The organism is Aquimarina mycalae, from assembly GCF_029906345.1.
Lineage (GTDB): Bacteria > Bacteroidota > Bacteroidia > Flavobacteriales > Flavobacteriaceae > Aquimarina.
In genome coordinates, this window is the sequence record NZ_JARYGY010000005.1 from 168,997 (window position 1) to 183,688 (window position 14,692).

Sequence of the window (14,692 nt, forward strand, 5' to 3'; positions counted from 1 at the left end):
TTCTATAGTTAAATTTTACTTTGAATCACTGAAACCAGAGATCCCATATTTTTTAATTTATTCAAATCTCTAAGCTTAAAACGAATACTAAACTCTTCTTCTATCTTAGTAATAATCATCATATGCGACAATGAATCCCAACCATCTACATCCTTGGCAGTTAATTCATCGTGCATTTCAAAATTATCATGTTCTAATATCGATATAAGCGTATCTTTTATTTTTTCTTTTATCGTAATTACTTCCATAACGGGTATGTTATTTATTATCTATCGATTGATTATAATGGTACTTAACTAAATAATTCTTTTAATTTATTTCTATCTGTTTTTCCGTTGGTATTCAATGGAAAACTATCTGTAAATTTAATTTGAGTAGGAATCATATACTGCGGCAATTTTGTTTTCAAATCTTCTAATAATTGCTTTGTATCAAAAGCTCCAGATTCTATGACCAATCCAATTTCAGTATTATGAATACTATTGGTAAATGCTACAGCAACAGTGTTTTTTTTATCTAAAACAGCTTTTGCATGAAATTCTATCTCTGATAATTCTACCCTAAATCCTTGTATTTTTGCTTGAAAGTCTACTCTTCCTTGATATAGGATATCTCCATTCTCATCTACTTTACAAGCATCTCCTGTTCTATAAAACCTAATGTTCTCACCTCGATACTCTTTATAAAAGAATGCTTCTTTGTTCTTTTCTTCATTCTGCCAATATCCAGGTGTAAGTTGAGCACCACTTAAACATAGTTCTCCTTTTTCTCCAACTGCTACTTCATTATTTTCCTCATCTACGATAATCGTAGCTGTATTTTTCATATCCTTTCCTATGGTTAGAATACCGTTATGGGTTTTATTTTCCCCATTACGTTTATATGTATAATCTGTACAATATATAGTACACTCAGTAGGTCCGTATACATTGGCAATAGTCGCATTAGGAACACATTTACTCCATTCTTCTGTAACATCTAATGGCAATGCTTCTCCACAAAACATACTATATTTCATTGCAGGGCAATCGATCTCATCAAAATAAGGTCTTAGATAATGAAGAATAGAAGGTACCATTAAAGCAAAAGTAAGTTCATAATCTTCCATCAATTCGAAAATATAACTATACTTAATTTCATCTTTTGGTATGGTATAAATACATGCTCCTTTAAGTAATGGAGCTAAATAAGATACTACGGATAAATCAAAGGTTAGTTCGAACATTTGTAAGCACCTATCTGTATTTGTGATAGGGTAATCTAATGCCCAAAATGCATCCATAAAACCTGATAAGTTACCAAATGTAATAGGCACACCTTTTGGGGTTCCAGTGGTTCCAGAAGTAAAGAATATATATCCTAAATCGTTTTCAGAAAGGTTTACTGGTGTTAATTCAATTTCTGAATCAGCTAGACCATTTGTTTGTAGCGTATTATAATCCTTAAAAGTAATACCATCTACAAAAGAATCAAGTATCGTATTGATAGCGGCTTGTTTCATCACTGCATCAATCCTGCTAATAGGAAATTCTGGATGCAGAGGCACATATGCTTTTCCTTCCATCCACAGAGCAATAATGGATGCATATGTATGTATGTCATCATTGGTAATTAAACCGATGTTTATCTCAGTGCTTTTAACAGAAGTTCTGATAGCACTTCTTATATTTGAAATTATCTGCGCAAAATCTTTATAGGTATAATAGTTATGATTAATGCAAAAGGCATTATTATCATAATTATTTTCTATTGATTTTTGTATATCTGCAATCAGCTTCATTATTGTTGATTTACTAGTTTAATTATCTTTCTAAGTAATTAAATTTTAACTAAAACATTTATACTCGTTTTCCATCTTGCCTTATAATTCGCGCTGGATTACCAACGACTACACAATTTTGGGGTACGTCTTTAACTACAACTGACCCTGCTCCTATTTCACTATCATCGCCAATAGTAATATCACCAATTATAATGGCTCCTGTGTGAATGGAAACGTTATTACCTATTGTTGGTCTTTTCCCATCAATTTCTCCAACGGTAACTAGGTGATTTACATAAAAGTTTTCTCCTATCGAATTTGCATTTAAAATAGTACTATATGGATGCCCTGTAAGAATTCCTCCTCCTAATTTAGTACTAATATCAATCCTGAAATATTTTTCCTTTCTGCAATAAAGATTGAGTATATGTGAAATCACACTTCTATTTCTGAAATAAAAAATTGTACGAAAATCTGGAGAATTTGCTAAAAAATTTAATAATAGAGAAACTTTTCCTCCTTGCATTTTTTTTGCAAACGACCATCGATCAATATCCTTATCGATATCACTTTTATTCTTACTTATTTTATAAAGAAACACATGAGGTATCAAAAAAATCTTATATATATTTATAATCAACGTTCTCATGGTTGTACATTTTTAAAGATTAAACTATTAAACATGTCTTGCCACATATCCATTACTTTTTTGACCTCAAAATTAGAAGCATTTTCACGTGCATTGGCACCAAAGGCTTTTAGTTGTTCCGGATTACTCATTAATGCTAACAACTTTTCTGAAAACTCTTCCTTATGATATAACTCTACCAAACAACCATTTTCTTCATTAATAATACTGCGTGGTCCGTGTGGGCAATCAAATGAAATAATAGGCAAACCACATGATTGTGCCTCTAATAATACAAGAGGAAAGCATTCATTATGCGAAGACATGGCATATATTGATGAAGATAGCATCTTTGATTTTACATTATCCGTAGATCCCTTTAATATCAGATTATGCTGTAATCCTTTTTGATTAATTTTATCCTGTAACATCTCTACATACCCTTGATCTCCATCTCCATAAATATGTAATTCCCAATCCTTATTTTTTTGATGCACCAATTCCCAAATATCAATTAAAATATCAAAACCTTTTACAGGTGCTATTCTACCTGCAGATATTACTATTTTATCTTTTAATTCTGATACCGAATCTGGATAAAAAGTCAATGGATTTGGTATCACAACGGTATTATCTGTTTTATAATACCCAGATTCATTATTGTTTAGAATAATTAACTTATCATACTTCTTCTCCACAAAATCAGTGAATTTAAAAAAGTACTTTTTTAGAATATTCCGTGGGTTTTTACGTGGTTGTTCTTCTATAAATTTTGAAAAATGAAATTCCTTTACTTTTGGTACACTCTTTACAACAAATGGCATAAAATAAGTATCTGTACTATGACTACATACCACTACAACATCAGGTTGTATGTTTTTAATTGCCGATCTAATTTTTGAAACATGCTTTGGTAGTTTCAATAGATTAATTGGATGAAAATATGATTTAGTTCTATTATAATTAACTCCTATATCCTGAAACGAGATCTTAGTACTAAAATCATAACACGGTTTATTATCTTTTTGTTCAGTAGTTATTATATGAATTTCATTGTCATCTTGTGCTGCAAAATAATTAGCCTTTATCGAGAGTACTCTCTCAATACCGCCGTGCAGGTATACTTGATCGATAACAAAGAGTATTTTCATCTTAATTCGTTATTAAACTTTTAAACAAATTATCCCACTGTACGGCTATTTTTTCTGGCAAATATTGCTGTACATCGATTCTAGCCTTTTTACCCATCATTATTCTCTTTTCTTCATGCTCGATAAGATCACAAATCCCATTGGCCAATCCTTCTATATCATTATTCGCTACCAAAAGCCCATTCTCTTGATCAGAAATTATATCAGATGGACCATAAGGGCAATCAAATGATACACAAGGCACTCCATATGCCATAGCTTCTGTCAATACCATACCAAACCCTTCGTATCTTGATGACATCACATATATAGAAGCTTCTTGATATTTTTCTGCTATATTTTTTATTGGAGGATAAAAATGAACTGATGTCGAAATCCCTAGATCCTTGGCAAGATCATCTAAACCTTCATTCTTATCTATAGTTCCATAAATATCGATACTCCAACTAGGATGTTTTTTAGCTACTCTATTCCAGGCGGCTAAAAGTCGATCATATCCTTTCTGAAAACCTTGTTTCCCCACAGCTAGGACCTTCTTATTTTGCAAAGTACTTTGCTGATCAGGATAAAATGATAATGGATTAGGAATCACTTTAAGATTCTTTAGTTTCCATTCTTTAAGGTTTCCTTGAGTTAATACTATAAAATGATTATAGAATTTTCCTCCAAAATTCATTAATCCAAACTTTATAGCTATGCTAATTTTATGTAATAAAGATTCTTTTCCTTTTCTAATCACCACATTTTTAGAAACATGCCTTTCATAGATCATGGGACACGGTTTACCTAAAATTAGTGGTACAAAAAATCCTTTAAGACCATCATCACATACCACAAGAACATCGGGATTTAATTTCTTGACCACTTTTCTTAAACCTGATGCATATCTATATGCATGCGTTATTGGGTTTCCTTGAGCCGTGATATTATGATAGGTAAGCTTAGGACTAAAATCATAGAACAATGTATCTTCTTCTTGATTTAAAGTAACAATATGGATATCGTACCCATGATGATCAGCTAGCATACTTGCCTTTATAGAAAGTACTCTTTCTAATCCTCCAGGACCATCTATACGATTCACTATATATACTAGTTTCATTTAGAACAGAAGTTTGTTAGTTCAATTGATTTTTAACCTTTTCTTTTAGTGCGTTTGCTAAATCATGATGTTTTTCAAGGTTCTTAACCATTGTATTTTTATCAATTTTTCCTTCTAAAGGGAAATTAGCTTTGTATGCACCTGTTTTACTATCAATATCAATACGATTAAATAATTCTAAAATTCCATCAAAACGACAAGAATCTACAAAACTATCAAATCCATTTACAAATATTACTGGTGTTCCCATTGCCAAACAAGGTAAAGCACAATGAATTCTAGAAGTAATCACTAATTTTGCTCTAGCGTATTTATTTAGAAGTTCCTCTGCCATATCAAACTTTTCCTTATCAGAATAGGTATTGGATTGTGGTTCTTGGTTAATAAATGTAGCAGAATTTAATACTTCTTCGCTTATAAAATTCTTTAAATGTTTATTCTTTTTTCCTAATTGAAAAGCAGAACCGTTAAGAATATTCTTTATAGTATTTTTTGCATTATAAAATATTTTCTCTGGTCTTGGGTAACTATATAAAGGATCAACAATATAAACATCATCTCCTCTCTCTGAGTCATCTACTTTATATGAATCCAATGTTAATGTAAGGCAACCAGTAAAATGTGCATCAATACCTTTAGATTGTAATGTATCTGCAGTAAATTGGTCTCTGCACCCTATAGGTTGATGTTTTTTAAGGTAATCAATCCCTTTTTCGCTTAACATAAATGGTGCTGCAGTATTGTTCATATGAAATGAGACAAATACAGGATCAATTTTTTCTGAAGGTACCCAATTATGAATATTATGTGTAAACCAGCCATTCATTATTAATTTAACTGGATCCTCATGATAATCTGCTAGTTTTTCTCTATTCAATAAAACATCTACCTTTGGTAAAAACTGTTTGGCAGCAAGGCTTTGAATGTTATCTCCCACATTAAAAAAACGCTTGTTTTCATCGTATGTTAGTAGTCCGTATTTCATCAACAAATATTTTTAGTGTGTTATTTTTCTATATAATTTTTGTAACCAAGGAAATTTATTTCTGATAATAAACTTGATCCTATGCTTTGCTTTATTGGGGTTGTTAATCTTTTGTTCTAACAATGTATCTATTTTACCTTCTCGTATCTCGTTAATTTGGATAGTCTCGGTTTCTTTATTATTAAAAACATAAAAATCATCTACTTTCTTAGCTTTTTCCATCAACTCCCACCAAAAGTATTGCACTCCTTTACTTCCTCCTCCTATTTCTAATACTTCATAGAATTTATCATAGATATTTTCATCTACATTAAACCCATAATGATTCGGATTCTTTCCATTTAAAATAAGGCCCAAAATTGTTCTAAAGCATTTTTCACAATTACTACAATTAAACTCGGTTCTAAGCTCAGAGTAACATACTCTTAGTTTAAACTTTGTATCTGTTTTAGAGGCAAATTGTGCTATTAAATCTACTTTATCCTGTCTTTTAAGGTCATATCCATCATGAAATACTTCGATACCACCACCCCAAGTTATTTTTTCGTCAATATCTGGTGTTGAGCCCCAATCAATATCTATATGATCTGTATACGAAGATGCTATATAAATAGCGTTATATTTATATATGTAAGAAATAGGTGCAATCGATCCAACGAGAGAAAGTCCATGCTGTACTTTTCCCCACCATCCAATATCTTTTAATAAAAGTTCTACCTGATAGGTATAAAAATCGCGAAGATTCGTTTCGATAAACTCTTTATTATGATCATCTAATAATTTCTCAGAATTTATAAAATCTGTAAAATCATTCCACTGTGCTTTATCATCAATACTGATATCGGCTCCATGAATCGTAATCAAATCTGGCTTTTGATCATATACTCTAATATAGGTCGCATATGCATCCACACCACCACTAAACAACATAGCAGATTGACTACCTTTGATGTCATTTTTGATCAACTTACCCGCAATCAGCTTACCAGTAAGAGTATACGAAGCATCTCTTTTCGCAAATTCTTCTTTTATCTTTTCCTGAGCATAATAAAAATCTTCATCTACTTCAGGTACTTCAATATTAAATCCAGCATACCAGGCAATAGTTAGCATGTTAGATAAAAAAGGAATCACAGCAATACTATCGGGTACAGCGCTTACATCTATTTCATATTTCGAATAAAATGACTCTCCTTCTGTAAAAAACTTCTTAATCTGTGCATCTATTGTATAGTCATACACTATTTTTCTCCCTTCATCAGAGTACGATATTTCATGAAGTTTTAATATTCTCATTTCAATTTAATTTCGCTTTACTATTGACGCTAAAGGTTTTGTAAATAATTGTCTTTCATATTCTAACAATCCTAGGTAATACATCAACAACACAAATACAAAAGTATATGAACCTCCTTTTAAAATAAAATTAATCCATCCATCTCCAGGGAGATAATTAATAAAATAACCTATTAGAGCTGCAATAATTACTACAATCAATGTCTTATGAAATAACTCTTTAAAAAACCTAGGAATGTTTAACCCTATTGTATTATGGTAATAAAAATTCATGACATTCTGCACTACTAACCATCCTGCTACTAATCCTGAAATCATTCCAACTGCTCCAAAATCCATAGCTAAAAACCCTCCAAAAGCTGCTCCTATAATCATAAATATAAGATATAGAATTGCCTTAAAGGATAATTTACTTTTTGCTTCTAATATAGAATTTCCAAATGCTTGTAATAGAGGCAACGTATATCCTCCCATAATAATCACTGCAATAACATAAATCTCTCTACATTCTTCGGCATTATATCTTCCATCGGTTTCCAGCGTAGCTCCACCAACCCATAAATTAATAAATTGCTCTCCATATAAAACAAAAGCCCCTAAAATATACATTAGTATGATGAAAGATAATCTACCTAGTTTGATCATCATACTAGTCAGTTCTTCTCCTGAAGCATTGTTCACTGACATTTGCGTTGCTCTTGGTAAAAACACACTAGAGATTGCTGTAGAAAAGGCGCCATAATACGTTCCTAAGGCAATACCAATACCATACAATCCTAATACTTTGGGAACACTCATATATCCTAAAACCCAACTTCCAGATTTCCATTGTAGCATTCCAACGATTGCAAACACAAAAATCCAACTAGAGTATTTAAGTATTTGGGAAACAAATTTTTTAGACCACTGATGCAATCTAAATTTAACTTTTAGTTTTTTAAGCACGTAGTATGCGGATACAGAAATTGTAAGTATGTTAAATACAGTATCTACAATGACCAATGATATAGCTCTTCCTCCGTAAAACAATACAGCAACAATCGTTATAGATCTTAAAAGATATCGGATAACGCTCACTGATTCTGGAAACACAAAGGCTTCATAACCTTTACAGATACCTGTAAAAATCATACCTGGTAACTGAATGGCTAGATTAAAGATCAGAATTACAAACATTAATTTTGCTATTCTAAGTTCTTCTGCATTAAACTGAGTAAAGTATGAGTCTATAAATAGATAAAAAGCCGCTCCAGAAATAATTACCAACAATGAAATAGCAAAATAGAGCAATGCAGTGGTTGCCAGAAAATTCTCTTCACCTTTTCGATCTTTCTCTGCTCTATATTTTGCAACAAAACGAACTACGGTATTTGTGAGTCCAAAATCCAAGAGCGCAATAGTACCAATCAATGCACCAATGGCATTGAATATACCATACTCATCTTTTCCTAAATAACTAACGATTAACGGAGTAATCATTATGCCAATAACATTGGTAAGGAAAATCTTAAGATACGTGAGTAATGCTCCTTTTTTTAATTGGCTCAATGTGGCTGATTTATTATAAGTTGTTTATGCGCTAAAACGAAAAGACTATTTTTTTCCCCTATAGTCTTCCGTGTACTTCTCCTTGTAATATTCCTTTTACATCATATAAAACTCCATTGGGTTTTAATAATGATTTCAGATCTACATCCAAATACTCTTTATGTGCTACTGTTAATACTACTGCATCGTAGGCAGAAGAAGGTAATTCTGTTACCGTTTCCATAGCATACTCGTGTTTCACTTCATCTGGATTTGCCCAAGGATCATATATAGTGATATCTGTCCCAAAATCCTTTAGGTTACGTATTACATCAACCGCCTTGGTATTTCTAACATCTGGACAGTTCTCCTTAAAAGTAATTCCTAAAACCAATACTTTAGAATCCTTTATTCTAATATCGTGATTAACCATGAGTTTAATTACTTCAGAAGCTACATATTGCCCCATACTATCATTTAGTCTACGTCCTGCTAATATAATCTCTGGGTGATATCCGAACTCTTGCGCTCTCTGCGCCAAATAATACGGATCAACACCAATACAATGTCCGCCAACTAATCCTGGTTTAAATGGCAGAAAATTCCATTTGGTTCCAGCTGCTTTTAGGACCTCATTAGTATCAATATCCATAAGATTAAAAATCTTTGCCAACTCATTCACAAAAGCGATATTAATATCACGTTGCGAGTTTTCGATTACTTTGGCAGCTTCTGCCACCTTTATAGTAGGAGCTAAATGAGTACCTGCTGTAATTACAGAAGCATATAGTGCATCTACTTTTTTACCAATTTCTGGTGTAGAACCAGCAGTTACTTTCAGAATTTTCTCTACGGTATGTAGTTTATCTCCTGGATTGATCCTTTCTGGAGAATATCCTGCATAAAAATCTTCATTAAACTTCAGTCCGCTAACTTTTTCTAAAACAGGAATACATTCTTCTTCAGTTACACCTGGATATACTGTAGACTCATAAATTACTATATCTCCTTTTTTTAATACTTTACCAACGGTTTCACTAGATTTATATAAAGGTGTTAAATCTGGTCTGTTATTTTTATCAACAGGTGTTGGAACAGTTACTACATAATAATTACAATCTCTTATATCCTCCAGGTTATTAGAACAAAATAACCCTGTATTCATTTTAGGTGAATCTTTCAAAACAGATTGTAGCACATCATCTTCTACCTCTAAAGTAGTATCTGTTCCTGATCTTAATTCATCAATTCTAGTTTGATTGATATCAAAACCGATAACTGGAAATTTTGTTGCGAATAACCTAGCTAAAGGAAGTCCTACATACCCTAATCCAATAATGGCTACTTTAATGTCTTGCATGGTTGTTTATTTAGTTTATTAGTTTTTGGAATTATGAAATTACTTTAAATTTTCCCAATACCATTTTACAGCCTCTCGTAATCCAGATTTCATATCAAATTGCGGATCATATCCAAGAAGTGTTTTTGCCTTATCCACCGAAGCTAAAGAATGAGGAACATCTCCTTTACGTTCAGGACCATTTTTAACCTCTAAACTAGCTATTTTACTATCAAATTCTGATAAATACTCTTTTAACAAAGTAACTAATTCATTTAAAGTTGTTCTTTCTCCAAACGCTGTATTGTATACATTATTTAAGGCATCTTGATTGTCAGAAACAATAGCTCTTAGATTCATCTGAATTACATTATCTATATATGTAAAGTCACGCGAAAAAGATCCATCTCCATTTATAACAGGTGATTCGTGATCCATAAACTGCATCACAAACTTGGGGATAACCGCTGCATACGCACCATTTGGATCTTGTTTACGACCAAATACATTAAAATAACGTAACCCTATAGTATCCAGATTATATGTTCTTTTAAAATTATCAGCATATAATTCGTTTACGTATTTTGTAATAGCATACGGTGATAAAGGTTTACCTATTTTTTCTTCTACTTTAGGTAAAGCTTTAGAGTCTCCATAAGTAGATGAACTAGCAGCATAAATAAATCGCTTTACTTCGGCATCTCTAGAAGCTACTAACATATTTAGAAAACCTCCTACGTTAACATCATTACTAGTTATAGGATCATTGATAGACCTCGGCACAGAACCCAAAGCCGCCTGATGTAAAACATAATCAACTCCGTTACAGGCATTATGGCAATCTTCAAGATTACGAATGTCGCCTTCAATAAATTTGAAATTTGGATTTTTGTTAATTGCAGATAAATTCTTTTTATGCCCCGTAGCAAAATTATCTAAACCTACTACTTTACTTCCCTTTTCAAGTAGTGCTTCGCATAAATTAGATCCTATAAAACCTGCTGCTCCAGTAACTAAAACAGTCGAAGAACCTAATAGTTCTAATTGGTCAGTGTTCATAATTTTTTGTATTACCCCTTTATTTTTATTCCCCTTTGACTATGCATAACATAGACTGCGCGAAATTAAGGTTTAACAATAGAACATACAACATATATGAAAGGGGATTTTAACCCTTAATAAAACTGGAGATGTTCAGTCAACCTATAAAAAAAACAATTCATCGATTTTATAAACATAAAATACTGTTAATCAATATTTTATTTTCAAATTCATTTTTATCAACAATAACGTTTTCGATGTAAAAATGGGTATTAATACCTATATAATTCCAACAGTTCTTTTTCGAATCGATTTTTTGCCAAATATTGAGATTCTAATGCGGGTTCAAATGGAATTGGTGTTTCTAAACTTGCTACTCTTTTTACTGGTGCATCCAGGTACTGAAAGCAGTTTTCCATAATTAAAGCAGAGATATCTGAAGCAACACCTCCAAACATAGAATCTTCTTGCAATATGATAGCTTTTCCTGTTTTCTTAACAGATTCAACTATAGTATCAACATCCAACGGCTGCAGTGTTCTTAAATCAATTACATCAGCCAATATTTGAGGTTGTTTTTCTAATACTTCTAGTGCCCAATGTACTCCTGCCCCATAACTAATTATCGTGATTTCATTTCCTTCCTTTAATAAGGAAGCCTTTCCAAAAGGAATCGTATAATACCCTTCAGGAACTTCTTGCCTGATGCTACGGTATAATGCTTTATGTTCAAAAAATAATACTGGATTTGGATCTTCTATCGATGTAGCTAGCAACCCTTTTGCATCTATCGGAAATGCTGGATACACCACTTTCAATCCTGGGGTTTTAGTAAACCACGCTTCATTAGTTTGACTATGAAATGGTCCTGCTCCTACACCTCCACCGCAAGGCATTCTCACTACAACATCTGCAGACTGATTCCAACGATAATGTGATTTAGCCAATAAATTTACTATAGGATTGAATCCTGAAGAAACAAAATCAGCAAACTGCATTTCGACAACTGCTTTTACTCCATTAACAGACAATCCATATGCTGTAGAAACAACAGCAGATTCACAAATCGGAGTATTACGAACTCTATCCTTTCCAAATTCAGCTACAAAACCTTCAGTGATTTTAAAAACCCCACCATAATCCGCTACATCTTGTCCCATAATGATTAAATCATCATGTCTACGCATTCCTTCTTGAAGACCTTCAGAAATTGCATCTATCAATCTAATTTCTTTAGTATTAGAGCTAGGCCTGGCTATATTTACTATAAAATCCTTATATACTTCTTTTAATTCTTTGTCTATATCGACATTAATTTTTTCTTCTTTACTAGTCCGTTCCCAATTAGATTCAATTTCGGTCTTAATACTTGAACGCCTCTCAACATCATCATCGATGGAAAAAATAGCATGTTCTAACAGATATTCCTTATAATTCTCAATAGGATCTTTTGCTGCCCAATGGTCCATTAATTCTTGTGGAACATATTTAGTCCCGCTAGCCTCCTCATGTCCTCGCATTCTAAAGGTTTTAAACTCTAATAAAATGGGTCTTGGGTTTTGACGTATGCTATCCGCAAGTTTATTTACTTTATCATATACCTCTAAAATATTATTACCATCAATGACATAAGATTCCATTCCATAACCTATCCCACGATCTGCTAAATTCTTACAATTGTATTGTTCTATAGTTGGTGTAGATAACCCATATCCATTATTTTCAATACAAAAAAGCACTGGTAAACTCCACACAGAAGCAATATTAAGTGCTTCATGAAAATCTCCTTCGCTCGTTCCTCCTTCACCAGTAAATACGGCAGTTGCCTTATTATTCTTTTTAAGGAGATTACCCAATGCAATTCCACAAGCAACTCCTAGTTGTGGGCCCAAATGAGAAATCATACCAACGATATTATACTCTTGCGTTCCAAAATGAAACGAACGATCTCTACCATTAGTAAACCCATTAGCTTTTCCTTGCCATTGACTAAATAACCTATATAAAGGAACATCTCGAGTAGTAAACACACCTAGATTACGATGCATGGGTAAGACATATTCATCCTGATGCAAAGCAGCTGTTACTCCTACCGAAATTGCTTCCTGACCAATACCACTAAACCACTTAGATATTTTTCCTTGTCGTAGTAGTATGAGCATTTTTTCTTCGATAAGTCTTGGCTTCAGCATTTTAGTATATAAAGAAACCAACAACTCATTAGTGTATTCTTTTCTATCAAAATCAAATTTCAATTTCTCCTCTGACACACTCATATTTAAATCAATAAATTTTAGTAAATAATGGTTTTCCTAAATAGGAATAATGAAAAGTAAATGTAATTATTTTTATTTCAGAATAAATAATCAAATCACAATATTATTAAGTAGTTGTTAATTTATCCTAAACAATTCTACGAATTAATTAAATTTACTATGAATTAAAGAATATATACTCAAAATTAATTATTTTGACAGTTATCTGCATATTGCAAAAAAAACATATAAACTATGATGTTTATTTACACAAATACATCTATTTTAGTTATAGAAAATTAAATAATCATGAATAATATACCAAGTGTAGATCTTTCAGACTTTCTGTCTGATGATCCATCACGTAAACAAAAGTTTGTTGAGGAAATAGGAAAAGCCTATGAGGAAATAGGTTTTGTTGCATTAAAAAATCATTTTTTAGATGATACGCTTGTAGAAGGCTTATATAAAGAAGTTAAATCATTCTTTGCATTACCAGTAGAAACTAAACAAAAATATGAAATAGAAGGTTTAGGAGGTCAGCGTGGTTATATTTCCTTTGGAAAAGAACACGCTAAAGGTAAAAAAGAAGGTGATTTAAAAGAGTTTTGGCATTTTGGACAAGAACCCGATGCGGATGCTAATTTAATCGAGGAGTACCCTCCTAATGTACAGGTAGAAGAACTAGCTGATTTTAACAAAACAGGAATGCAAGCCTATAAAATGCTTGAAAAAACAGGAATATATGTACTGCGCGCACTTGCTTTATATATTGGCTTAGATGAACATTATTTTGATCATTGGGCAAGTAATGGCAATAGCATTCTAAGACCTATTCACTATCCACCAATTACCGAAGAACCTAAAGGCGCTGTTCGTGCAGGAGCTCACGGAGATATAAACCTTATTACTTTACTCATGGGAGCTTCTACAGGAGGACTACAAGTACAAAGGAAAGATGGTGAATGGATTGATGCAATTCCGCAAGAAGATGAACTTGTAATCAATGTAGGAGATATGCTAGAACGACATACTAATAATAAATTGCGTTCTACAATACACAAAGTAATCAATCCTCCTAAAGAACAATGGGGAAAACCTAGATACTCTATTCCTTTCTTTATGCACCCTAGAAGTGATATGAAATTAAATTGCCTGGAAGCATGTATTACTGAAGAGAACCCTAAACAATATGATGATATTACTGCAGGAGATTTTTTACATCAACGACTAGTAGAAATTGGGTTAATAAAAAAGTAATTTCTATTTATGGATTTACAAGATCAATTAAAAAATTTGTTTCCTGACCATGAACCTATTGAAGAGGAAAAAGAACAGGAAAAAGAAGATGATATTTGGATGCAAGAAGATCCCATTATATGTAAGTATGAGAAACGTAAAGGAAAACCGATTACCATATTAGAGGGATATACAGGTGCAGATGAAGATTTTAAAAAACTTGCCAAAGAAATAAAAACAAAACTAAGCGTTGGCGGTAGTTTTAAAAATGAACGCATTATTATACAAGGAGATTATAGAGATAAAATCATGGATATCCTTAAAATAAAAGGGTTTAAGGTAAAACGTGTAGGCGGATAATTTCTGT

At 32.3% G+C, this 14,692-nt stretch carries 13 protein-coding genes; 2 read left to right on the plus strand and 11 right to left on the minus strand.

Annotation, left to right across the window (positions count from 1 at the left end):
* Nucleotides 1-8: 8 nt before the first annotated feature.
* The 11 genes from QBK95_RS13125 to QBK95_RS13175 form a co-directional block, all read right to left on the minus strand.
* Nucleotides 9-248, minus strand: a complete 240-nt coding sequence (locus QBK95_RS13125; RefSeq protein WP_280934471.1) for an acyl carrier protein — start codon at nt 246-248, stop codon at nt 9-11.
* A 44-nt stretch (nt 249-292) separates the two neighbouring features.
* Entirely contained in the window at nt 293-1,780 is a 1,488-nt protein-coding gene (locus QBK95_RS13130; protein ID WP_280934473.1) for an AMP-binding protein, read from the minus strand.
* A 58-nt stretch (nt 1,781-1,838) separates the two neighbouring features.
* Nucleotides 1,839-2,411, minus strand: a complete 573-nt coding sequence (locus tag QBK95_RS13135; RefSeq protein WP_280934476.1) for a hypothetical protein — start codon at nt 2,409-2,411, stop codon at nt 1,839-1,841.
* Entirely contained in the window at nt 2,408-3,541 is a 1,134-nt protein-coding gene (locus QBK95_RS13140) for a glycosyltransferase family 4 protein (RefSeq protein ID WP_280934477.1), read from the minus strand. Before QBK95_RS13140 ends, QBK95_RS13135 begins: the two co-directional genes overlap by 4 nt.
* A gap of 1 nt (nt 3,542) precedes the next feature.
* Complete coding sequence (locus tag QBK95_RS13145; protein ID WP_280934479.1) at nt 3,543-4,643, minus strand: glycosyltransferase family 4 protein; 1,101 nt, start codon at nt 4,641-4,643, stop codon at nt 3,543-3,545.
* Between the two features lie 16 nt (nt 4,644-4,659).
* On the minus strand, nt 4,660-5,628 hold the full coding sequence (locus QBK95_RS13150) for a polysaccharide pyruvyl transferase family protein (RefSeq protein WP_280934481.1): 969 nt from the start codon (nt 5,626-5,628) through the stop codon (nt 4,660-4,662).
* Nucleotides 5,629-5,640: 12 nt separating this feature from the next.
* On the minus strand, nt 5,641-6,924 hold the full coding sequence (locus QBK95_RS13155; RefSeq protein WP_280934484.1) for a hypothetical protein: 1,284 nt from the start codon (nt 6,922-6,924) through the stop codon (nt 5,641-5,643).
* A 6-nt stretch (nt 6,925-6,930) separates the two neighbouring features.
* Nucleotides 6,931-8,472, minus strand: a complete 1,542-nt coding sequence (locus tag QBK95_RS13160; RefSeq protein ID WP_280934486.1) for an oligosaccharide flippase family protein — start codon at nt 8,470-8,472, stop codon at nt 6,931-6,933.
* Nucleotides 8,473-8,530: 58 nt separating this feature from the next.
* Nucleotides 8,531-9,811 (minus strand): nucleotide sugar dehydrogenase, encoded by a 1,281-nt coding sequence (locus tag QBK95_RS13165; RefSeq protein ID WP_280934488.1) that lies wholly within the window; start codon nt 9,809-9,811, stop codon nt 8,531-8,533.
* A 39-nt stretch (nt 9,812-9,850) separates the two neighbouring features.
* Nucleotides 9,851-10,849: an SDR family oxidoreductase gene (locus tag QBK95_RS13170; RefSeq protein ID WP_280934490.1), complete on the minus strand. Its 999-nt coding sequence runs from the start codon at nt 10,847-10,849 to the stop codon at nt 9,851-9,853.
* 254 nt (nt 10,850-11,103) lie between these two features.
* Nucleotides 11,104-13,107: an alpha-ketoacid dehydrogenase subunit alpha/beta gene (locus QBK95_RS13175; RefSeq protein WP_280934492.1), complete on the minus strand. Its 2,004-nt coding sequence runs from the start codon at nt 13,105-13,107 to the stop codon at nt 11,104-11,106.
* Between the two features lie 288 nt (nt 13,108-13,395).
* On the opposite strand from QBK95_RS13175, the gene QBK95_RS13180 reads away from it, so the two are divergent.
* Together QBK95_RS13180 and QBK95_RS13185 are read left to right on the plus strand one after the other, a co-directional pair.
* Nucleotides 13,396-14,346, plus strand: coding sequence for an isopenicillin N synthase family dioxygenase (locus tag QBK95_RS13180; protein WP_280934494.1), 951 nt, complete (start codon nt 13,396-13,398; stop codon nt 14,344-14,346).
* Nucleotides 14,347-14,355: 9 nt separating this feature from the next.
* Nucleotides 14,356-14,685, plus strand: coding sequence for a translation initiation factor (locus tag QBK95_RS13185; protein WP_280934496.1), 330 nt, complete (start codon nt 14,356-14,358; stop codon nt 14,683-14,685).
* The last annotated feature ends 7 nt before the right edge of the window (nt 14,686-14,692 follow it).

Coding starts and splice junctions, on each gene's coding strand:
- QBK95_RS13155 (WP_280934484.1), bottom strand. CDS start 6,924: ATGAGAATATTAAAACTTCATGAAATATCGTACTCTGATGAAGGGAGA.
- QBK95_RS13185 (WP_280934496.1), top strand. CDS start 14,356: ATGGATTTACAAGATCAATTAAAAAATTTGTTTCCTGACCATGAACCT.
- QBK95_RS13150 (WP_280934481.1), bottom strand. CDS start 5,628: ATGAAATACGGACTACTAACATACGATGAAAACAAGCGTTTTTTTAAT.
- QBK95_RS13130 (WP_280934473.1), bottom strand. CDS start 1,780: ATGAAGCTGATTGCAGATATACAAAAATCAATAGAAAATAATTATGAT.
- QBK95_RS13165 (WP_280934488.1), bottom strand. CDS start 9,811: ATGCAAGACATTAAAGTAGCCATTATTGGATTAGGGTATGTAGGACTT.
- QBK95_RS13175 (WP_280934492.1), bottom strand. CDS start 13,107: ATGAGTGTGTCAGAGGAGAAATTGAAATTTGATTTTGATAGAAAAGAA.
- QBK95_RS13180 (WP_280934494.1), top strand. CDS start 13,396: ATGAATAATATACCAAGTGTAGATCTTTCAGACTTTCTGTCTGATGAT.
- QBK95_RS13140 (WP_280934477.1), bottom strand. CDS start 3,541: ATGAAAATACTCTTTGTTATCGATCAAGTATACCTGCACGGCGGTATT.
- QBK95_RS13145 (WP_280934479.1), bottom strand. CDS start 4,643: ATGAAACTAGTATATATAGTGAATCGTATAGATGGTCCTGGAGGATTA.
- QBK95_RS13125 (WP_280934471.1), bottom strand. CDS start 248: ATGGAAGTAATTACGATAAAAGAAAAAATAAAAGATACGCTTATATCG.
- QBK95_RS13170 (WP_280934490.1), bottom strand. CDS start 10,849: ATGAACACTGACCAATTAGAACTATTAGGTTCTTCGACTGTTTTAGTT.
- QBK95_RS13135 (WP_280934476.1), bottom strand. CDS start 2,411: ATGAGAACGTTGATTATAAATATATATAAGATTTTTTTGATACCTCAT.